The 21280-nt window shown below is 53.4% G+C and carries 18 protein-coding genes, 3 tRNA genes and 3 rRNA genes; 9 read left to right on the forward strand and 15 right to left on the reverse strand.

Annotation, left to right across the window (positions count from 1 at the left end; translation table 11 throughout):
- The first annotated feature begins 9 nt into the window (after nucleotides 1–9).
- A complete protein-coding gene (gene yafC / locus RHN82_RS05235; protein WP_015571393.1) occupies nucleotides 10–915 on the forward strand; it encodes a DNA-binding transcriptional regulator YafC in 906 nt (301 codons plus the stop codon).
- Between the two features lie 30 nt (nucleotides 916–945).
- Here yafC and dkgB read toward each other — a convergent pair whose 3' ends face one another.
- From dkgB to gmhB, 8 genes are all read right to left on the reverse strand, one after another.
- Entirely contained in the window at nucleotides 946–1749 is an 804-nt protein-coding gene (gene dkgB / locus RHN82_RS05240) for a 2,5-didehydrogluconate reductase DkgB (protein WP_047052432.1), read from the reverse strand.
- Nucleotides 1750–1909: 160 nt separating this feature from the next.
- Nucleotides 1910–1986: transfer RNA gene (locus tag RHN82_RS05245), tRNA-Asp, on the reverse strand.
- 55 nt (nucleotides 1987–2041) lie between these two features.
- Nucleotides 2042–2157: ribosomal RNA gene (rrf, locus tag RHN82_RS05250) — 5S ribosomal RNA — on the reverse strand.
- Nucleotides 2158–2221: 64 nt separating this feature from the next.
- A 23S ribosomal RNA gene (locus RHN82_RS05255) occupies nucleotides 2222–5127 on the reverse strand.
- A 171-nt stretch (nucleotides 5128–5298) separates the two neighbouring features.
- Nucleotides 5299–5374: transfer RNA gene (locus RHN82_RS05260), tRNA-Ala, on the reverse strand.
- 105 nt (nucleotides 5375–5479) lie between these two features.
- Nucleotides 5480–5556: transfer RNA gene (locus RHN82_RS05265), tRNA-Ile, on the reverse strand.
- A gap of 70 nt (nucleotides 5557–5626) precedes the next feature.
- Nucleotides 5627–7168: ribosomal RNA gene (locus tag RHN82_RS05270) — 16S ribosomal RNA — on the reverse strand.
- Together the 16S, 23S and 5S rRNA genes with 3 tRNA genes alongside form the textbook arrangement of a ribosomal RNA operon.
- A 371-nt stretch (nucleotides 7169–7539) precedes the next feature.
- On the reverse strand, nucleotides 7540–8106 hold the full coding sequence (gmhB, locus tag RHN82_RS05275; RefSeq protein WP_017383733.1) for a D-glycero-beta-D-manno-heptose 1,7-bisphosphate 7-phosphatase: 567 nt from the start codon (nucleotides 8104–8106) through the stop codon (nucleotides 7540–7542).
- Between the two features lie 188 nt (nucleotides 8107–8294).
- On the opposite strand from gmhB, the gene metN reads away from it, so the two are divergent.
- The 6 genes from metN to proS all read left to right on the forward strand — a co-directional run bounded on the left by metN (nucleotide 8295) and on the right by proS (nucleotide 13874).
- The gene (metN, locus tag RHN82_RS05280) at nucleotides 8295–9326 is read left to right on the forward strand and encodes a methionine ABC transporter ATP-binding protein MetN (RefSeq protein ID WP_047051272.1); all 1032 of its coding nucleotides are present in this window, start codon (nucleotides 8295–8297) and stop codon (nucleotides 9324–9326) included.
- Nucleotides 9319–9972, forward strand: coding sequence for a methionine ABC transporter permease MetI (locus tag RHN82_RS05285; protein WP_003856130.1), 654 nt, complete (start codon nucleotides 9319–9321; stop codon nucleotides 9970–9972). The genes metN and RHN82_RS05285 overlap by 8 nt, the downstream gene beginning before the upstream one ends.
- A 40-nt stretch (nucleotides 9973–10012) precedes the next feature.
- Complete coding sequence (metQ, locus tag RHN82_RS05290) at nucleotides 10013–10828, forward strand: methionine ABC transporter substrate-binding lipoprotein MetQ (protein WP_047051273.1); 816 nt, start codon at nucleotides 10013–10015, stop codon at nucleotides 10826–10828.
- Between the two features lie 106 nt (nucleotides 10829–10934).
- Nucleotides 10935–11339, forward strand: coding sequence for an Rcs stress response system protein RcsF (gene rcsF, locus RHN82_RS05295; protein ID WP_003856133.1), 405 nt, complete (start codon nucleotides 10935–10937; stop codon nucleotides 11337–11339).
- A complete protein-coding gene (gene tsaA, locus RHN82_RS05300; protein ID WP_047051274.1) occupies nucleotides 11336–12043 on the forward strand; it encodes a tRNA (N6-threonylcarbamoyladenosine(37)-N6)-methyltransferase TrmO in 708 nt (235 codons plus the stop codon). The genes rcsF and tsaA overlap by 4 nt, the downstream gene beginning before the upstream one ends.
- A gap of 112 nt (nucleotides 12044–12155) precedes the next feature.
- Entirely contained in the window at nucleotides 12156–13874 is a 1719-nt protein-coding gene (gene proS / locus RHN82_RS05305) for a proline--tRNA ligase (protein ID WP_003856138.1), read from the forward strand.
- Nucleotides 13875–13919: 45 nt separating this feature from the next.
- Here proS and nlpE read toward each other — a convergent pair whose 3' ends face one another.
- The 3 genes from nlpE to RHN82_RS05320 are packed head-to-tail and all read right to left on the reverse strand — an operon-like array spanning nucleotide 13920 to nucleotide 15616.
- Complete coding sequence (gene nlpE / locus RHN82_RS05310; RefSeq protein WP_047051275.1) at nucleotides 13920–14618, reverse strand: envelope stress response activation lipoprotein NlpE; 699 nt, start codon at nucleotides 14616–14618, stop codon at nucleotides 13920–13922.
- A gap of 39 nt (nucleotides 14619–14657) precedes the next feature.
- Complete coding sequence (gene arfB, locus RHN82_RS05315) at nucleotides 14658–15074, reverse strand: alternative ribosome rescue aminoacyl-tRNA hydrolase ArfB (protein ID WP_006810027.1); 417 nt, start codon at nucleotides 15072–15074, stop codon at nucleotides 14658–14660.
- The gene (locus RHN82_RS05320; RefSeq protein WP_003856144.1) at nucleotides 15071–15616 is read right to left on the reverse strand and encodes a YaeQ family protein; all 546 of its coding nucleotides are present in this window, start codon (nucleotides 15614–15616) and stop codon (nucleotides 15071–15073) included. The genes arfB and RHN82_RS05320 overlap by 4 nt, the downstream gene beginning before the upstream one ends.
- Before the next feature lie 195 nt (nucleotides 15617–15811).
- Here RHN82_RS05320 and RHN82_RS05325 point away from each other — a divergent pair, with 195 nt between their 5' ends.
- Both RHN82_RS05325 and rof read left to right on the forward strand, forming a co-directional pair.
- Entirely contained in the window at nucleotides 15812–16012 is a 201-nt protein-coding gene (locus RHN82_RS05325) for a YaeP family protein (RefSeq protein WP_003856146.1), read from the forward strand.
- Entirely contained in the window at nucleotides 15999–16259 is a 261-nt protein-coding gene (gene rof / locus RHN82_RS05330; protein ID WP_003856148.1) for a Rho-binding antiterminator, read from the forward strand. The genes RHN82_RS05325 and rof overlap by 14 nt, the downstream gene beginning before the upstream one ends.
- 26 nt (nucleotides 16260–16285) lie before the next feature.
- Here rof and tilS read toward each other — a convergent pair whose 3' ends face one another.
- The 4 genes from tilS to accA form a co-directional block, all read right to left on the reverse strand.
- Nucleotides 16286–17572 carry a tRNA lysidine(34) synthetase TilS gene (gene tilS, locus RHN82_RS05335; RefSeq protein ID WP_047051276.1) on the reverse strand — a complete coding sequence of 429 codons (1287 nt, stop codon included), beginning with the start codon at nucleotides 17570–17572 and terminating at the stop codon, nucleotides 16286–16288.
- Nucleotides 17573–17630: 58 nt separating this feature from the next.
- Entirely contained in the window at nucleotides 17631–18020 is a 390-nt protein-coding gene (locus RHN82_RS05340; protein WP_003856151.1) for a VOC family protein, read from the reverse strand.
- A 66-nt stretch (nucleotides 18021–18086) separates the two neighbouring features.
- Entirely contained in the window at nucleotides 18087–20219 is a 2133-nt protein-coding gene (locus RHN82_RS05345) for a lysine decarboxylase LdcC (RefSeq protein WP_047051277.1), read from the reverse strand.
- Nucleotides 20220–20319: 100 nt separating this feature from the next.
- Nucleotides 20320–21279, reverse strand: coding sequence for an acetyl-CoA carboxylase carboxyl transferase subunit alpha (gene accA, locus RHN82_RS05350; protein ID WP_013095666.1), 960 nt, complete (start codon nucleotides 21277–21279; stop codon nucleotides 20320–20322).
- Nucleotide 21280: the final 1 nt, after the last annotated feature.

The following is a 21280-nucleotide window of genomic DNA, read 5'->3' on the forward strand; positions in this document are numbered from 1 at the left end:
GATGCAATAATGAAAGCCACATCGGAAGAACTGACTATCTTTGTTGCCGTTGTTGAAAGCGGCAGCTTCAGCCGTGCGGCCGAACAGCTCGGGCAGGCGAACTCCGCCATCAGCCGCTCGGTGAAAAAGCTGGAGATGAAGCTCGGGGTGAGTCTGCTCAACAGAACAACGCGGCAGCTCAGCCTGACGGAAGAAGGTGAACGTTATTTTCGCCGCGTACAATCCGTTTTGCAGGAGATGGCGGCAGCTGAGACGGAAATAATGGAGTCGCGTAGCACTCCGCGTGGATTGCTACGCATTGATGCGGCGACGCCGGTCGTGCTTCATTTTCTGATGCCGTTAATCAAGCCATTCCGGGAGCGTTACCCGGAGATGACTCTGTCTCTGGTCTCCTCCGAGACGTTTATCAATCTTATTGAGCGTAAAGTTGATGTGGCGATCCGCGCGGGAACCCTGACGGATTCAAGTTTACGCGCTCGCCCTCTGTTCACCAGCTATCGTAAAATTATCGCGTCACCGCAATATATTGCTGAGCATGGCAAACCTGAGACCGTTGAGGAGCTGAAGCAGCACCTGTGCCTGGGCTTTACGGAACCAGTCTCGCTGAACACCTGGCCCGTGGCCTGTCATGACGGACAACTTCATGAGATCACTTGCGGACTTTCGTCTAATAGCGGAGAAACGCTGAAACAGCTTTGTCTTGAAGGAAATGGGATCGCCTGTTTATCAGACTATATGATCGATAAGGAAATAGCTGCGGGTCAGCTTGTAGAACTGATGGCTGACAAACGCTTACCTGTAGAGATGCCTTTTAGCGCAGTGTATTACAGTGACAGAGCGGTAAGTACGCGCATACGCGCTTTTATCGACTTCCTTAGCGAACATATAAAAACAGCTCCCGGAGGAGCTGTGTGAGGGTTTAAGGGTACAGAGGGAGGGCGTTTATTAGTCCCAGTCTGGAGCTAACCCTTCCGGGCTGACCAGACGATCGTTGCATTCCAGTGCAGCGATCGCGTTGTTATCTTCATCATCAAGCTGGAGATCCCGCGCTAACAGGTTACTTGCCAGGTTTTCACGTTTGGTTGAAGACGGGATCACGGCATAACCTTCACCCATTGCCCATGCCAGAATGACCTGCGCAGCAGTCGCGTTATGTTTCTCAGCGATACGCGTAATCACTTCATCTTTCAGTGCCTTACCATAGGCCAGCGTCATGTATGAGGTGATGTGGATACCGTGCTGTTTCGCCCAGTCCACGACTTTACGGTTTTGCAGGTAAGGAGAGAGTTCAATCTGGTTGGTGGCGATATTTTCTTTACCCACTGCGGCAATCGCCCTTTCCATCAATGGGATAGTGAAGTTAGAGATGCCAATTTCACGCGTTAAGCCCTGCTCTTTCGCTTCCAGCAGCGCCTGCATGAACTCCTCCACAGAGACGGCATCGTCAGGAGATGGCCAGTGGATCAGCGTCAGATCAACATAGTCAGTACGCAGCTTTTTCAGACTTTCCTTCAGGCTTGGGATCAGCTTGTCTTTGCTGAGATTCTCAATCCAGATTTTAGTGGTGATGAAAAGTTCGTCGCGCGGTACGCCGCTCTCTTCGATGGCCTGGCCTACGGCAGCTTCGTTATTATAAATCTGCGCCGTATCAATAGCACGATAGCCCAACTCGAGTGCGGTTTTAACAGATGCAATAACAACATCGTCTTTCAGGCGGAAAGTGCCCAGACCCAGTGCAGGGATAGTCATATGATTCCTCAATCGTTATGTTCGTAAACTGAGGAGAATTATCGCTGTAGTTGTTATGACGAAAAAGATCGTAAAACGCAGAGGATTTTTGCTAATTTCGCAACAATCAAACGACAGATAAGAAAAAAGCCCTGAGCGTTAGCTCAGGGCTTTCAATAAGTGGCGGAACGGACGGGACTCGAACCCGCGACCCCCTGCGTGACAGGCAGGTATTCTAACCGACTGAACTACCGCTCCACCGAATACTTCTGTAACCACCGGATTAATGCACCGGCTTACTACTTAATTTTATGCCTGGCAGTTCCCTACTCTCACATGGGGAGACCCCACACTACCATCGGCGCTACGGCGTTTCACTTCTGAGTTCGGCATGGGGTCAGGTGGGACCACCGCGCTAAAGCCGCCAGGCAAATTCTGTTATCTGTATCAGGCTGAAAATTTCGTCTCTTCGCCAAAACACCTTCGGCGTTGTAAGGTTAAGCCTCACGGTTCATTAGTATCGGTTAGCTCAACGCATCGCTGCGCTTACACACCCGACCTATCAACGTCATAGTCTTTAACGTTCCTTCAGGAGACTTAAAGTCTCAGGGAGAACTCATCTCGGGGCAAGTTTCGTGCTTAGATGCTTTCAGCACTTATCTCTTCCGCATTTAGCTACCGGGCAGTGCCATTGGCATGACAACCCGAACACCAGTGATGCGTCCACTCCGGTCCTCTCGTACTAGGAGCAGCCCCCCTCAATTCTCCAGCGCCCACGGCAGATAGGGACCGAACTGTCTCACGACGTTCTAAACCCAGCTCGCGTACCACTTTAAATGGCGAACAGCCATACCCTTGGGACCTACTTCAGCCCCAGGATGTGATGAGCCGACATCGAGGTGCCAAACACCGCCGTCGATATGAACTCTTGGGCGGTATCAGCCTGTTATCCCCGGAGTACCTTTTATCCGTTGAGCGATGGCCCTTCCATTCAGAACCACCGGATCACTATGACCTGCTTTCGCACCTGCTCGCGCCGTCACGCTCGCAGTCAAGCTGGCTTATGCCATTGCACTAACCTCCTGATGTCCGACCAGGATTAGCCAACCTTCGTGCTCCTCCGTTACTCTTTGGGAGGAGACCGCCCCAGTCAAACTACCCACCAGACACTGTCCGCAACCCGGATTACGGGTCTACGTTAGAACACCAGCCATTAAAGGGTGGTATTTCAAGGGCGGCTCCACGCAGACTGGCGTCCACGCTTCAAAGCCTCCCACCTATCCTACACATCAAGGACCAGTGTTCAGTGTCAAGCTATAGTAAAGGTTCACGGGGTCTTTCCGTCTTGCCGCGGGTACACTGCATCTTCACAGCGAGTTCAATTTCACTGAGTCTCGGGTGGAGACAGCCTGGCCATCATTACGCCATTCGTGCAGGTCGGAACTTACCCGACAAGGAATTTCGCTACCTTAGGACCGTTATAGTTACGGCCGCCGTTTACCGGGGCTTCGATCAAGAGCTTCGCCTTACAGCTAACCCCATCAATTAACCTTCCGGCACCGGGCAGGCGTCACACCGTATACGTCCACTTTCGTGTTTGCACAGTGCTGTGTTTTTAATAAACAGTTGCAGCCAGCTGGTATCTTCGACTGATTTCAGCTCCGCCCGCAGGGGCTTCACCTACACATCAGCGTGCCTTCTCCCGAAGTTACGGCACCATTTTGCCTAGTTCCTTCACCCGAGTTCTCTCAAGCGCCTTGGTATTCTCTACCTGACCACCTGTGTCGGTTTGGGGTACGATTTCGTGTTACCTGATGCTTAGAGGCTTTTCCTGGAAGCAGGGCATTTATCACTTCAGCACCGTAGTGCCTCGTCATCACACCTCAGCGTTAATAAGGTACCGGATTTACCTGGAACCTCCGCCTACATGCTTAAACCGGGACAACCGTCGCCCGGCTGACATAGCCTTCTCCGTCCCCCCTTCGCAGTAACACCAAGTACAGGAATATTAACCTGTTTCCCATCGACTACGCCTTTCGGCCTCGCCTTAGGGGTCGACTCACCCTGCCCCGATTAACGTTGGACAGGAACCCTTGGTCTTCCGGCGAGCGGGCTTTTCACCCGCTTTATCGTTACTTATGTCAGCATTCGCACTTCTGATACCTCCAGCATGCCTCACAGCACACCTTCAACGGCTTACAGAACGCTCCCCTACCCAACAACACATAGTGTCGCTGCCGCAGCTTCGGTGCATGGTTTAGCCCCGTTACATCTTCCGCGCAGGCCGACTCGACCAGTGAGCTATTACGCTTTCTTTAAATGATGGCTGCTTCTAAGCCAACATCCTGGCTGTCTGTGCCTTCCCACATCGTTTCCCACTTAACCATGACTTTGGGACCTTAGCTGGCGGTCTGGGTTGTTTCCCTCTTCACGACGGACGTTAGCACCCGCCGTGTGTCTCCCGTGATAACATTCTTCGGTATTCGTAGTTTGCATCGGGTTGGTAAGCCGGGATGGCCCCCTAGCCGAAACAGTGCTCTACCCCCGAAGATGAGTTCACGAGGCGCTACCTAAATAGCTTTCGGGGAGAACCAGCTATCTCCCGGTTTGATTGGCCTTTCACCCCCAGCCACAGGTCATCCGCTAATTTTTCAACATTAGTCGGTTCGGTCCTCCAGTTAGTGTTACCCAACCTTCAACCTGCCCATGGCTAGATCACCGGGTTTCGGGTCTATACCCTGCAACTTAACGCCCAGTTAAGACTCGGTTTCCCTTCGGCTCCCCTATACGGTTAACCTTGCTACAGAATATAAGTCGCTGACCCATTATACAAAAGGTACGCAGTCACACCACGAAGGTGCTCCCACTGCTTGTACGTACACGGTTTCAGGTTCTTTTTCACTCCCCTCGCCGGGGTTCTTTTCGCCTTTCCCTCACGGTACTGGTTCACTATCGGTCAGTCAGGAGTATTTAGCCTTGGAGGATGGTCCCCCCCATATTCAGACAGGATACCACGTGTCCCGCCCTACTCTTCGAGTTCACAGCAAGTGTGCTTTCGTGTACGGGACTATCACCCTGTACCGTCGGACTTTCCAGACCGTTCCACTAACACACAAGCTGATTCAGACTCCGGGCTGCTCCCCGTTCGCTCGCCGCTACTGGGGGAATCTCGGTTGATTTCTTTTCCTCGGGGTACTTAGATGTTTCAGTTCCCCCGGTTCGCCTCGTTAACCTATGTATTCAGTTAACGATAGTGTGACGAATCACACTGGGTTTCCCCATTCGGACATCGCCGGGTCAAGGGTTCATATCACCTCGCCGGCGCTTTTCGCAGATTAGCACGTCCTTCATCGCCTCTGACTGCCAGGGCATCCACCGTGTACGCTTAGTCGCTTAACCTCACAACCCGAAGATGTTTCATCTTCTGATTGCGAAAATTTGAGAGACTCGAACACACATGAGCTGTGTGTCGTTTCAATTTTCAGCTTGATCCAGATTTTTAAAGAGCAAAACTTCGCAGTGCACCTTTTCAGGTTCACTCTGAAGTTTTCTTGTGTTCGCAGTAAAAGATGGTGGAGCTATGCGGGATCGAACCGCAGACCTCCTGCGTGCAAGGCAGGCGCTCTCCCAGCTGAGCTATAGCCCCATCGTAGTCACCTCTGTACCGGTAATTTTTGTTGAGGCAAGGCGTGGTGACATGAAGCATACTTATGTATGTGAGTGTCGCCGCAACGCAGCATCAGCAAAAATTTGGTAGGCCTGAGTGGACTTGAACCACCGACCTCACCCTTATCAGGGGTGCGCTCTAACCACCTGAGCTACAAGCCTGTAGAGGTTTTTTACTGCTGTTTTTCATCAGACAATCTGTGTGAGCACTACAAAGGCAGGTTCTTTAAGGTAAGGAGGTGATCCAACCGCAGGTTCCCCTACGGTTACCTTGTTACGACTTCACCCCAGTCATGAATCACAAAGTGGTAAGCGCCCTCCCGAAGGTTAAGCTACCTACTTCTTTTGCAACCCACTCCCATGGTGTGACGGGCGGTGTGTACAAGGCCCGGGAACGTATTCACCGTGGCATTCTGATCCACGATTACTAGCGATTCCGACTTCATGGAGTCGAGTTGCAGACTCCAATCCGGACTACGACGCACTTTATGAGGTCCGCTTGCTCTCGCGAGGTCGCTTCTCTTTGTATGCGCCATTGTAGCACGTGTGTAGCCCTACTCGTAAGGGCCATGATGACTTGACGTCATCCCCACCTTCCTCCAGTTTATCACTGGCAGTCTCCTTTGAGTTCCCGGCCGGACCGCTGGCAACAAAGGATAAGGGTTGCGCTCGTTGCGGGACTTAACCCAACATTTCACAACACGAGCTGACGACAGCCATGCAGCACCTGTCTCAGAGTTCCCGAAGGCACCAATCCATCTCTGGAAAGTTCTCTGGATGTCAAGAGTAGGTAAGGTTCTTCGCGTTGCATCGAATTAAACCACATGCTCCACCGCTTGTGCGGGCCCCCGTCAATTCATTTGAGTTTTAACCTTGCGGCCGTACTCCCCAGGCGGTCGACTTAACGCGTTAGCTCCGGAAGCCACGCCTCAAGGGCACAACCTCCAAGTCGACATCGTTTACGGCGTGGACTACCAGGGTATCTAATCCTGTTTGCTCCCCACGCTTTCGCACCTGAGCGTCAGTCTTTGTCTAGGGGGCCGCCTTCGCCACCGGTATTCCTCCAGATCTCTACGCATTTCACCGCTACACCTGGAATTCTACCCCCCTCTACAAGACTCTAGCCTGCCAGTTTCGAATGCAGTTCCCAGGTTGAGCCCGGGGATTTCACATCCGACTTGACAGACCGCCTGCGTGCGCTTTACGCCCAGTAATTCCGATTAACGCTTGCACCCTCCGTATTACCGCGGCTGCTGGCACGGAGTTAGCCGGTGCTTCTTCTGCGGGTAACGTCAATTGCTGAGGTTATTAACCTCAACACCTTCCTCCCCGCTGAAAGTACTTTACAACCCGAAGGCCTTCTTCATACACGCGGCATGGCTGCATCAGGCTTGCGCCCATTGTGCAATATTCCCCACTGCTGCCTCCCGTAGGAGTCTGGACCGTGTCTCAGTTCCAGTGTGGCTGGTCATCCTCTCAGACCAGCTAGGGATCGTCGCCTAGGTGAGCCGTTACCCCACCTACTAGCTAATCCCATCTGGGCACATCCGATGGCAAGAGGCCCGAAGGTCCCCCTCTTTGGTCTTGCGACGTTATGCGGTATTAGCTACCGTTTCCAGTAGTTATCCCCCTCCATCAGGCAGTTTCCCAGACATTACTCACCCGTCCGCCACTCGTCAGCAAAGCAGCAAGCTGCTTCCTGTTACCGTTCGACTTGCATGTGTTAGGCCTGCCGCCAGCGTTCAATCTGAGCCATGATCAAACTCTTCAATTTAAAAGTTTGATGCTCAATGAATTGAACTTCGTAATGAATTACGTGTTCACTCGTTGAGACTTGGTATTCATTTAGTGTCCGAGGACATTAAGAATCCATGTCACTTTGAGTGCCCACACAGATTGTCTGATAAATTGTTAAAGAGCAGTGCAACGCGGCTTTCGCTCACCGTTGCGAGGTGGCGTATATTACGCTTTCCTCTTTCAGAGTCAACCCTGATTTTCAGGATTTTTTCTCTTCAACCGACCGGGTTGTTTGTGAAGTGATTCACATCCGCCGTGTCGATGGAGGCGCATTATAGGGAGCTGCCGAGGAATGACAAGCGGAAAAATGCATTTTTATTTCAACCGCTCACCTTTTCGCCAAAACGCCTATTTTTGGTGCTTTTTAATCTCTTTTGGCAGTTCTGCCAGACTAGTTATCACCCAGTCGGCTGCATTTTCTGCTTCTGGGGTGACCGGTTTACCGGTACGCACTAATACTTTGGTACCTACACCTGCCGCCGCTGCTGCCTGCATATCTTCCAGTTTATCGCCCACCATATAAGATGCGGCCATATCAATGTGCAGGAATTCCTGTGCAGAGATAAACATGCCCGGGTGTGGCTTACGGCAATCACAGGTCTGACGATACGCCTCTACACTTCCCTGCGGGTGATGCGGACAATAATAGATGCCATCAAGATCGACGCCGCGATCGGCCAGAGACCAGTCCATCCATTCCGTTAGCGTCTCGAACTGCGCTTCGGTGAATTTACCCCGGGCGATACCGGACTGGTTAGTTACCACCACCAGCGCATAGCCCATCTCTTTCAACTGGCGCATGGCATCTATTACGCCCTCGATAAATTCGAACTCATCAATCTCATGGACGTAACCGTGATCCACATTAATAGTGCCGTCACGATCGAGAAAAATTGCGGGTACAGATTTTGCCACCGGTTTGCTCCTGAAAAAGTCTTGTTCAGCTAGTATCTCATGAATCGCAGCGCAATAAAGTGCTCATCGCACAGAGGTGGATTGATTTAGACGTCTGGATGCCTTAACATCCATTTTGTTTACGGTCATTCCCCGTATCTGGCAGAAGAAAATGCCACGGCTAACTTACTTACGATAAAAATAATCTAATGATTAAACTTTCCAATATCACCAAAGTGTTCCAGCAGGGGAACCGAACCATTCAGGCGCTGAACAACGTCAGCCTGCATGTGCCTGCTGGTCAGATTTATGGCGTCATTGGCGCATCGGGTGCGGGTAAAAGTACGCTGATCCGTTGTGTTAACCTGCTTGAGCGCCCAACCCAGGGCAGCGTAGAAGTTGGCGGCCAGGAGCTTACCGCTCTCTCAGAAAAAGAGCTCACCAAAGCGCGTCGCCAGATTGGCATGATTTTCCAGCACTTTAACCTGCTGGCCTCACGCACCGTTTTCGGTAACGTTGCGTTACCGCTGGAACTGGATAACACACCAAAAGAAGAAGTGACGCGTCGCGTCACCGAATTGCTGAATCTGGTTGGACTGGGTGATAAACATGACAGCTACCCGGCAAATCTGTCCGGTGGGCAAAAACAGCGTGTAGCAATCGCTCGTGCGCTGGCAAGCAACCCAAAAGTGCTGCTGTGCGATGAAGCCACCAGCGCATTAGATCCAGCTACCACGCGCTCTATTCTGGAACTGTTAAAAGACATTAACCGTCGTCTGGGCCTGACTATCCTCCTTATTACGCATGAAATGGATGTAGTGAAACGTATCTGCGACTGTGTGGCAGTTATCAGCAACGGTGAGCTGATTGAGCAGGACACGGTGAGTGAAGTCTTCTCGCACCCGAAAACGCCGCTGGCTCAGCAGTTTATTCAGTCCACACTGCATCTGGATATTCCGGAAGATTATCTGGAACGTTTAAAAACAGACGCAACGCCTGACAGCGTCCCGATGCTGCGCATGGAGTTCACGGGCCAGTCCGTTGACGCACCGCTGCTGTCCGAAACCGCGCGTCGCTTTAACGTGAATAACAACATTATTAGCGCGCAGATGGACTACGCCGGTGGCGTGAAGTTCGGCATTATGCTGACGGAAATGCACGGCACACAGGAAGAAACCCAGGCGGCAATTGCCTGGCTGCAAGAACATCACGTAAAAGTAGAGGTACTGGGTTATGTCTGAGCCGATGATGTGGCTACTGGTTCGCGGCGTTTGGGAAACGCTGGCAATGACCTTCGTATCGGGCTTCTTTGGTTTTGTGATTGGGCTGCCGGTCGGCGTGCTGCTGTACGTTACGCGCCCGGGTCAAATTATTGAAAACGCGAAGCTGTATCGCACACTCTCTGCGCTGGTGAACATTTTCCGGTCTATTCCGTTCATTATTCTGCTGGTGTGGATGATTCCGTTTACGCGCGTGATCGTCGGGACGTCGATTGGTTTGCAGGCGGCTATTGTCCCGCTGACCGTAGGCGCGGCACCGTTTATCGCCCGTATGGTGGAAAACGCCCTGCTGGAAATCCCAACTGGCCTGATTGAAGCTTCCCGCGCGATGGGCGCAACCCCAATGCAGATCGTTCGAAAAGTTCTGCTGCCTGAGGCGCTGCCTGGGCTGGTGAATGCAGCAACCATCACGCTTATCACCCTGGTCGGTTATTCCGCGATGGGCGGCGCCGTAGGTGCTGGCGGTTTAGGCCAGATTGGATATCAGTACGGCTATATTGGCTATAACGCTACCGTAATGAATACCGTTCTGGTATTGCTGGTTGTGCTGGTTTACTTAATTCAATTCTCTGGCGATCGTATCGTCCGGGCTGTTACGCATAAATAACGTTACAAACAACACAAACTCGACGAGTTAAGGACATAACATGGCGTTTAAATTTAGGACCTTTGCAGCAGTAGGCGCACTGATTGGCTCGCTGGCACTGGTGGGTTGCGGTCAGGACGAAAAAGATCCAAACCACATCAAAGTAGGCGTTATCGTCGGTGCAGAACAGCAGGTTGCTGAGGCTGCGCAGAAAATCGCTAAAGAGAAATATGGCCTGGACGTTGAACTGGTGACCTTCAACGATTACGTTCTGCCGAACGAAGCGCTGAGCAAAGGCGACATTGACGCTAACGCCTTCCAGCATAAACCGTATCTGGATCAGCAGATCAAAGATCGCGGCTACAAACTGGTTGCTGTCGGTAACACCTTCGTTTACCCGATTGCCGGTTACTCCAAGAAAATTAAATCTCTGGATGAACTCCAGCCGGGTTCACAGGTTGCCGTCCCTAACGACCCAACCAACCTTGGCCGTTCCCTGCTTCTGCTACAGAAAGTGGGTCTGATTAAACTGAAAGAAGGCGTTGGCCTGTTACCGACCGTTCTGGACGTAACCGAAAACCCGAAAAATCTGAAAATTGTTGAACTGGAAGCACCACAGCTGCCACGTTCTCTGGACGATGCGCAGATCGCCCTGGCCGTGATCAACACCACTTACGCCAGCCAGATCGGTCTGACGCCAGCGAAAGATGGCATCTTCGTTGAAGACAAAGATTCCCCGTACGTCAACCTGATCGTGACTCGCGAAGACAACAAAGACGCGGAAAATGTGAAGAAATTCATACAGGCCTATCAGTCTGAAGAAGTGTACCAGGAAGCCAATAAAGTGTTTAACGGCGGCGCGGTTAAAGGCTGGTAATCTCCCGGCAGTGTAATATCATCAAGACGGGCATTTGCCCGTCTTGTCATTTGTGCGGTCAACTGCTTCAATATCTGACGTTTTGATTATCCACTGAGGAATTATTATGCGTGCTTTACCGATCTGTCTTTTAGCACTGATGCTGAGCGGCTGTTCTATGCTAAGCAGATCTCCTGTTGAACCTGTTCAAAGCACTGCAACCCCGCCAAAAGCGGAGCCAGCAAAACCGAAAGCGCCTCGCGCTGCGCCGGTACGTATTATTACCAAAGCCGACGAGCTGGTCGGTAAGCCATTCCGTGAACTGGGCGAAGTGAGCGGCGAATCCTGCCAGGCAACGAATCAGGACTCCCCACCCAATATTCCGACAGCCCGCAAGCGTATGCAAATCAACGCGTCGAAAATGAAAGCCAACGCGGTGCTGCTGCACAGCTGCGAAGTCACCAGCGGCACACCAGGTTGCTATCGCCAGGCGGTATGTATCGGTTCTGCGCTTAACATTACGGCGAAATGAGTTCATTTCAGTTCGAGCAGATAGGCGTTATCCGCTCCCCTTATAAAGAAAAGTTCGCCGTGCCGCGTCAGCCGGGTCTGGTCATTAACGGCGGCGGCGAGCTTCATCTTGTCGCGCCATATAATCAGGCCGATGCAGTGCGCGGGCTTGAGGCGTTCAGCCATTTATGGGTGGTCTTTGTATTTCACCAGACCATGGAAGGCGGCTGGCGTCCCACCGTGCGTCCGCCTCGTCTGGGCGGAAATGCCAGAATGGGTGTCTTTGCCACCCGCTCAACCTTTCGTCCCAACCCCATCGGGATGTCGCTGGTCGAGCTGAAAGGCATACGTTGTCAGAAAGATCAGGTGATCCTGGAGTTAGGTAGCCTTGACCTGGTTGATGGCACGCCGGTCATAGATATTAAGCCTTACCTGCCCTTCGCCGAAGCGCTGCCGGATGCCCGGGCAAGCTATGCACAGGACGCACCGCAGGCAGATATGCCGGTTCACTTCACGTCTGAAATTACAACGCAAATCAGCGAGCTGGAAAAGCGTTATCCTCGTCTGCGTGACTTTATCGTTGAAGTGCTGGCCCAGGACCCCCGTCCCGCCTACCGCAAAGAAGAGGAATCCGGGAAAACGTACGCCGTCTGGCTGCTGGACTTTAACGTGCGCTGGCGCGTGACTGCGGCGGGTTTTGAAGTGTTTGCCCTGGAACCCAGGTAATTTTGTTCTCCTCTCTTTTGGCATCTTTGCCACACTGGTAAACTAAACCACTTTTTTTGTGTCAGGCTGGTGTTTCAGCCTGTTCCAATCGTCGAAATGGAACCGTAACAACATGCGTACTAGCCAATATCTGCTCTCCACTCTGAAGGAGACACCTGCCGACGCCGAGGTGATCAGCCACCAGCTGATGCTGCGCGCCGGGATGATCCGCAAGCTGGCCTCCGGGTTATACACCTGGCTGCCGACCGGCGTGCGCGTCCTGAAAAAAGTCGAAAACATCGTGCGTGAAGAGATGAACAACGCCGGTGCTATCGAGGTGTTAATGCCGGTCGTTCAGCCCTCTGAACTGTGGCAGGAGAGCGGTCGCTGGGAGCAGTACGGTCCTGAACTGCTGCGTATTGCCGATCGTGGCGATCGTCCATTCGTTCTCGGCCCAACGCATGAAGAAGTGATCACCGATCTGATCCGTAACGAGCTGAGCTCTTACAAACAGCTGCCGCTGAACTTCTTCCAGATCCAGACTAAGTTCCGTGACGAAGTGCGTCCACGCTTTGGCGTCATGCGTTCTCGCGAGTTCCTGATGAAAGATGCTTACTCTTTCCATACTTCTCAGGAATCGCTGCAAGAGACCTACGACAAAATGTACGCGGCCTACAGCAAAATCTTCTCCCGCATGGGGCTGGATTTCCGTGCTGTACAGGCTGATACCGGTTCAATCGGCGGTAGCGCCTCCCATGAATTCCAGGTTCTGGCGCAGAGCGGCGAAGACGATGTGATCTTCTCTGACTCCTCTGATTACGCCGCGAACATCGAATTTGCAGAAGCGCTGGCACCGAAAGAACCACGCGGCGCGGCAACGCAAGAGATGACGCTGGTTGATACGCCAAACGCGAAAACTATCGCCGAGCTGGTTGAGCAGTTTACTCTGCCGATCGAAAAAACCGTGAAAACCCTGCTGGTGAAATCGGCTGAAGGTAGCGCTTATCCACTGGTTGCCCTGCTGGTACGAGGCGATCACGAGCTGAACGAAGTGAAAGCCGAGAAGCTGCCGCAGGTTGCCAGCCCGCTGACCTTCGCAACGGAAGCGGAGATCCGCGCCGTGGTGAATGCAGGTCCTGGTTCTCTGGGCCCGGTGAACATGCCTGTTCCGGTGGTCATTGACCGCACCGTTGCGGCGATGAGCGACTTCGCTGCGGGCGCAAACATCGACGGTAAACACTACTTCGGCATCAACTGGGATCGTGACGTGGCGACGCCGGAAGTGGCTGACATCCGTAACGTGGTCGCAGGCGATCCAAGCCCGGACGGCAAGGGTACCCTGATGATCAAACGTGGTATCGAAGTAGGCCACATCTTCCAGCTGGGCGATAAGTACTCACGCGCAATGAACGCTGCCGTTCAGGGCGAAGATGGTCGTAACCAGGTTCTGACCATGGGCTGCTACGGCATTGGCGTAACGCGCGTTGTTGCGGCCGCTATCGAGCAGAACTATGACGAACGCGGAATCGTCTGGCCGGATAACATTGCGCCATTCCAGGTAGCGATCCTGCCAATGAACATGCACAAGTCTTACCGCGTGCAGGAGCTGGCTGAGAAACTCTACGCTGAGCTGAGCGCAAAAGGTATCGACGTGCTGATGGATGATCGTAAAGAGCGTCCTGGCGTGATGTTTGCTGACATGGAACTGATCGGTATTCCACACACCATCGTCATCGGCGACCGTAACCTCGACAGCGACGAGATTGAATACAAGTACCGTCGCAACGGCGAAAAACAGATGATCAAGACGGGCGATATTCTTGATTACCTGGTGAAAGCCATCAAAGGTTAAAAAACAAAAAACCCCGCCAGTGCGGGGTTTTTTAATGGCTATATCTTATTTGCTTTCGCAGTCTTTCCCCGCAGCAAACTTCGCGTCTTTATCTGCCACCAGCGTTTTCACCAGCTCACCGCTATCCGGGTTTGGCTCCAGCGTAAAATGCCCTTCAACCGTCAGCAACACGGGCTTACTGTCGTTGCCGCGCGCGACGGCATAGTCTCGCTCCAGCTGGGCATTGTTCGCCACGCTGACTTTCTTCCCGGTTGCACAGTCAGTGAAGATCGCCGCATCCGCCATGTAGAAATACATCCCTCGCATTGCCATTGGGGTGGCTGGCAGGGTCGCTTTCACCGGGGCCAACGTGTAGTTGAACTGGGATTCAATCGGATTGCCTTCGCGATCGAGCATCTCCATCCCCTCGCCTTTGGCGCGGAAATAAGTTTTATCGCCCGTGGTATCCGTCAATACCAGCTTCTCAGCCGTACGCGCCCATGTTCCATAAGATGCAAAAGAAGACGGTTCTTTCGCCCCCTGGTAACGCTGGTTCATGACCCAGGTGCCATCTTTTTGCAGGAACAGAGAGGTTTCGATGCCCTCGCAATCTGCACACGGTAATACGCCGCGCCAGCTCTGCTGCATCGGCTTTAATTCTTCATTTTGTGTGGGCTGTAGTACCTGGGTTTCCGAACGGTTGTTACAGCCAAAAAGCGCAAACAGGCTTGTCACGGCCAGCGCTGATAATAATGCTTTTTTCACAATTCTTTCCTTATGAAAAAGGGTGTCCCTTTCGTCACATTACGGGTGACGGACTTTGCCACGCAGTGATTTTACGGTGGATTTCTGCGCCTTCGATGACAACCGACGTTCTTTCGATGCCCGCGTTGGACGTGTTGCCCGGCGACTTTTTTGCACAGCCGTCAGCTCTTTGATGACCGCGACCAGCCGGGCTATTGCCGCTTCCCGGTTAAGCTCCTGGCTGCGATACTCCTGCGCTTTAATCACCATCACACCCTCGCTGGTGATCAGGTGATGGCTGGCGGCAAGCAGACTTTCTTTATAATACTCTGGCAGGCTGGAGGCCCGAATGTCAAAGCGCAAATGGATAGCCGTTGAGGCCTTGTTAACGTGCTGTCCCCCTGCTCCCTGGGCCCGGATGGCGGTGATCTCCAGCTCGTTATCAGGGATGCTGACGTTTCGGGACAATACAATCATGATGCGGGCTGCCAGGCCGTGAGATGAATTTCCAGATTATTCTGAGAATCGGAAAGCCAGATGGCGCCGTCCTGAATCGTCGCCTGTAGCGCCATCGTCCGGCTGGCGAACGCACTCAGCTGCGCCAGCTGTTCATCATCCAGATACCAGACGGTAAGATTTTTGAACTGCGCACATTTATTTTTATTTTGTTGCCACCAGATCTCCGCCGCGCGCTGGTTATAGGCAAACAACGCCACTTCAGCTGACTGGGTGCAGGCCTTTTTGATCCGGCGTTCATCCGGCAGGCCAAGCTCAATCCATAAATCGATACCCAGATGATCGTTGCGCAGCCAGGCTTCCGGTTCATCTTCCGCGCTTAAACCACGGGTAAATTGCAGACGCTCGTCGGCATACTTAATCCACGCCAGCAGGCGCAGCATCATCCGCTCCTGGGTTTCAGAAGGGTGACGCGCCAGCGTCAATGACGCATCCAGAAACTGGTTACGGTCAAGATCCGCCACATTGACCACAGCTTTATAAATTGTCGCTTTCAGCGCCATGAGAGAACTCCTTTCGAATCAGGCGTACATTGTAGCGAAAACCGCGGCAAAAGGCTGTTACGAGGTGGTGGCTCCCTCTTATCAAGGCGCTGATATTGCTTAAATGAGTATGGTATAGTCACCTTGCTAAACCGAGTTTAACTTCGTAGGCTTAATGATATCTCACAGTAAGTCAGTACGCTGGCAGGAGGTGATGTGAATAATTATTGTGAGTTGATTCGCAGACGGTATGCGGAGATCGCCAGCGGAGATCTGGGGTACATTCCGGATGCGTTGGGCTGTGTATTGAACGTGCTAAATGAAGTGGCCTCTGATGAGAGCCTTTCTGAATCGGTCAGGGAAAAAGCAGCGTATGCTGCGGCGAATTTACTGGTGAGCGATTATGTCGATGAATGATACCTATCAACCCATCAATTGTGATGACTATGACAACCTCGAACTCGCCTGCCAGCATCATTTAATACTGACGCTGGAGCTAAAAGATGGCGAAGTGCTAAAGGCAAAGGCCAGCGATCTGGTTTCCCGTAAAAATGTGGAATACCTGGTTGTGGAAGATGCAGGTGCAACGCGTGAGCTACGCCTCGACAAAATTGCCAGTTTCAGCCATCCGGAAATCGGCACCGTCGTGGTGAGCGAATCCTGATAACCAACGGGCAGCCAGGCTGCCCGTTACGCTTTCCATTCAAAATTAACTCCGGCTTCAGCCCACCCCTCTTCAGTGATGAACACCCCTGCCGCCGCGATGAGCGTGTCGCCGTAAAACAGAAGCGGCGTGGTATCACGTCGCCAGGGCGGAACGTTCTGTTCCTGCCAGATTTTCTTCAACTTACGCCCGCCGTTACGCCCGACGATATGCAGCATGCCGCTGGCCCTGAAGCGTATGGTGACGTTCTCGTCCGGCTCAGGTAGACGCACATTGCCTGAATGGCTTAACGCAACGACACCGGCATTCAACGGTAGCGTTAATGCATTCTTCGGCGACGGCCAGTCGAGCACAACGTCAGCCAGCGACGGCACAGATTTCACCCACCAGAGTTGCCCTTTATAACGCCTGACGTCATAACCATTCAGGTGTATACACGGGGCGGCATCTTCCCTCGCCTGTACAACTTCCTCCCAGATACGGTTGAGCATCGCCCGGGACGGCATAACCGCACGCTGGGAAGCCAGCCAGCGGCGAATCAGAGCAGCCCGACGCACGGGGCTCATCACCTTCAACGGCGCAATGTTCAGGGCACCGTCAACGGTAATCAGCGTATCCAGCTCCTCGCTCAGCAATTCATCCAGCAAGCTTTCCTGTTCAGCACAAAGCATGGCGCTTCTGGCCACCGCTTCGGAAAAATGCGCCCAGCGCTCGCTCAGCAGCGGTAAGACGCGCAGGCGCAGGAAGTTACGGTCGTAACTGTCGTCCTGATTGCTCTCGTCTTCAATCCAGCGCAGATGATGCTGCTGCGCCCAGGCTTCCAGTGATGCGCGCGTCTCACCCAGCAGCGGGCGGATGAGCTCTGTTTCAGCAAAATCAGCGCGCTCAGGCATGGCGGATAAACCCGCAGGCCCGCTGCCCCGCTTGAGCGCCAGTAAAAACGTCTCGCACTGGTCGTCCAGATGCTGCGCGGTGACCAACGCTTCTCCAGGCTGTAATGCGCCAGAAAACGCGGCGTAGCGGGCTTTCCGCGCCTGCGCCTCAATACCCAGCCCCTCATCCTCAAGCGTGACGCGTTCAACGATCAGCGGGATCGCCCACCCTGAACACACCGCTTCGCAGTGCGCCACCCAGTCGTCGGCATGGGGGCTTAAGCCGTGATGGATATGCATCGCCCGCAGCTGGACGTCAGGCTCACGGTCGCGCCAGAGCTTAAGGCGGTGCAGCAAAACGGTGGAATCCAGGCCACCGCTGAACCCCACCAGCAGCTGGCGGTAGGGTGAAACGGCGTGCGCGATTGCGGGTAAGGTCATAGGAAATTACACATAAAAAATGCCCGAACTGAACGGGCATTATCACACATGACGGCGATTACTGCTGGTAAAGCTCCAGCGGCAGCCCGTCCGGATCGTTGAAAAAAGTGAAACGTTTATCGGTAAAGGGATCGACACGAATCGCTTCACAGGCCACGCCGTGGGCTTCCAGATGTTTTACCGCGCTGTCCAGGTCATCGACGCTGAAGGCGAGGTGGCGCAGGCCGCAGGCTTCCGGGCGTGAAGGACGCGCTGGCGGGAAAGGAAAAGAGAACAGTTCAATCACATATTGACCGTTTAACGCCAGATCGCCTTTCCAGGAGTCGCGCTCCTCACGGTAGGCCTCGCTTAACAGCGTAAAGCCGAGAACGTCGCAGTAGAATGCCTTACTTTTCGCATAATCGGTGGCAATGATCGCAATATGATGAACCGCTTTTAAACCCAGCATAGTTTCTCCTTTTTATGATGCCCTGAACGTTACAACCGACAACCCGCTCCTGGCAAGCAGACCCTTTTATTTTAGGACTCTCACCCAGTACACGCCGTTATCATCGCGTTTCGCGCCATGAATATCCGTTTCAAAGCCCGGATAGTGGCGCCCCACCGAACAGAGCATCAGCAGGAAATCGAGCACCGCCCGGCTCTCCTCGGTGATCATTTCACCCGGCATCAGCAGCGGCACGCCCGGCGGATAAGGCAGGATCATGTTGGCCGATACCCGCCCGACCAGGTTCTCCAGCTCAACGGTTTCAACCTCCCCTTTCACCTGGCGCTGCCACGCCCTGTGCGGCGTCAGCTTCATTTCAGGCAGAACATCAAATGCCTGCAACATCAGACGCGGCAGATCGTGCTGGCGGATCAGCCTGTGGATCCCCTGGGCCAGATCCTGAATACGCATATTACGGTAGAAGTCAGGATCTTCCGCGTAGAGATCCGGCAGCATATTCTTCACCCGCAGGTTCAGATCGTATGCGCGCTTAAACTCCATCAGTCCGCGCAGCAGACCCATCGCGCGGGTTTTATCGATCCCGATGCTGAACAGGAACAGCAAATTATAGGGGCCGGTTTTCTCCACCACCACGCCGCGCTCATCAAGGAACTTCGCCACCAGCGCAGCCGGGATCCCTTCCTCACCCATCACACCCTGTTCATCCATGCCCGGCGTCAGGATCGTCACCTTAACCGGATCGAGGAACATGTGGTCCGCATCGGCATCCCGAAAACCGTGCCAGCTCTCCCCCGACGCGACGGGCCAGCATTCTGCCTCATCAATCTCTTCCGGCTGCCAGATATCAAAGAACCAGCCATCCGCTTCATCTTTAAGCCGCTGAACCTCTTTTCGGAAATGCAGCGCCCGTTCCACCGAACGATTGATCAGGCGTTTACCCGGATTACCGCGCAGCATCGCCGCCGCCGTTTCGATGGACGCCACCAGCGGGTAGCTCGGCGACGTGGTCGTGTGCATCATAAAGGCTTCGTTGAAGGTGTCCTCGTCGTACTCGCCCTTGATGTGAATAAGAGACGCCTGGGAAAACGCGGCCAGCATTTTGTGCGTCGACTGCGTTTCGAAGAACACCTTGCCAGGCACCCGTTCGCCACTCATCCCACTTTTACCCGAGTAAATCGGGTGGAAATTGGTGTAAGGCACCCAAGCGGAGTCAAAGTGGATCGACGGCACGTCCAGCGTCTGCTTGATCCAGTTCGTGTTGTAAAGCAGCCCGTCATAGGTGGAGTTGGTGATCACCGCGTGCACAGGCCAGCCTGCCTCGGGGATCGCCGCGATCTTATTTTCAATGGCTTCATGCGTGAACTCACGGCGAGGAATGCCGCCGAGAATACCCAGCGCATTACGCGTAGGCGACAGCCAGAGCGGCACCACGTCGCTCATCATCAGCAAATGCGCCAGTGATTTATGGCAGTTGCGGTCAATCAGCAGCGTACTGCCGGCAGGCGCGGCATACATCCCGACGATTTTGTTCGAGGTTGAGGTACCGTTGGTCACCATGTAGCTTTGCTCGGCGCCAAAGGTCCGGGCGATGTACTCTTCAGCTTCCAGATGCGGGCCGGTATGATCCAGCAGAGAGCCTAACTCGGTGACCGAAATCGACACGTCCGCCTTCAGCGTGTTACCGCCGAAGAAATCGTAGAACAGGCATCCCACCGGACTTTTTTGATAGGCCGTTCCCGCCATGTGGCCTGGCGTACAGAAGGTGTACTTCCCTTCATTCACATAGGTGAACAGCGCGCGCGTGAACGGCGGTGTGATGTTATCGAGGTATTCACCGGTGTACTGCTGAATGCGGGTCGCAATGTCCTCGGCAACGCCGAGTGAGTATTCGAAGAACCACAGCGCCATACGCATATCGTGAGCGCTCACGTCCATGGTCGAGTGAGTGTTGATAAACGCGTACAGCGGAAGATATTCGTTGAGCTTATTGATATCGCTGCACAACTCCATGTCGTATTCGTCCCAGTCGAATATCACGCCACAGATGCGCGGATTGTGTTCGATAAATTTCAGCAGGTCGGCGCTGTTTTGCGGCCAGATCAGCTGATATCCGCGTGCTTTAAGGGCTTGCTCCAGCTCCTTGATGGGTTCGTCTTTATAAAAGACGCCATGTGGCCCCATGATGGCAATGATGTTCATGGTTTACCTCCTTGAAAAACATCAGATAAGCATAGTTAAGGTAAACGGCAGGTATAAAAAAAGCCGCAACAATGTGCGGCTTTTAGGATAATTGTGAGGCTTACGCGTAACCGTAGGTCATCAGACGTTGATAACGACGGTTGAGCAGATCTTCTTTGCTCAGCACGTCCAGGTCCGCCAGGTCTGCCAGCAGCTGCGCTTTCAGGGAAGCAGCCATCACTTCCGGCTTACGGTGCGCGCCGCCCAGCGGTTCAGGGATAACGGTGTCGATCAGCTTCAGCTCTTTCAGACGTGGGGCAATGATGCCCATCGCTTCGGCAGCCAGCGGCGCTTTATCGGCACTTTTCCACAGAATGGAGGCACAGCCTTCCGGAGAGATAACGGAATAGGTACTGTACTGTAGCATATTCACTTTATCGCCCACGCCAATTGCCAGCGCGCCGCCGGACCCACCTTCACCGATAACGGTACAGATGACCGGCACTTTCAGGCGAGACATCTCACGCAGGTTGCGTGCGATGGCTTCAGACTGACCGCGCTCTTCTGCGCCAACACCCGGGTAAGCCCCCGGCGTGTCGATGAAGGTGATGATTGGCATATTGAAACGCTCAGCCATCTCCATCAGTCGCAGGGCCTTACGGTAGCCTTCTGGTGCTGGCATACCGAAGTTACGACGGATTTTCTCTTTGGTTTCACGGCCTTTCTGATGACCAATGATCATCACCGGACGTCCATCCAGACGCGCGATACCGCCGACGATAGCTTTATCGTCAGCGTATGCGCGGTCGCCTGCCAGTTCGTCAAATTCGTCAAACGCCAGGCGGACATAATCCAGGGTGTACGGACGCTGTGGATGACGTGCCAGCTGGGCGATCTGCCATGCGCCGAGATCGGCAAAGATTTTGCGCGTCAGTTCTACGCTTTTTTCGCGTAGACGATGCACTTCTTCGTCGATATTAATATCCAGTTTTTCATCCTGACGGCTCACGGCTGTCAGAGAATCGATTTTCGCTTCCAGCTCTGCAATCGGCTGTTCGAAATCAAGGAAATTCAGACTCATA

It is taken from the genome of Enterobacter cloacae complex sp. EB5, from assembly GCF_031432835.1.
GTDB lineage: Bacteria > Pseudomonadota > Gammaproteobacteria > Enterobacterales > Enterobacteriaceae > Enterobacter > Enterobacter hormaechei_C.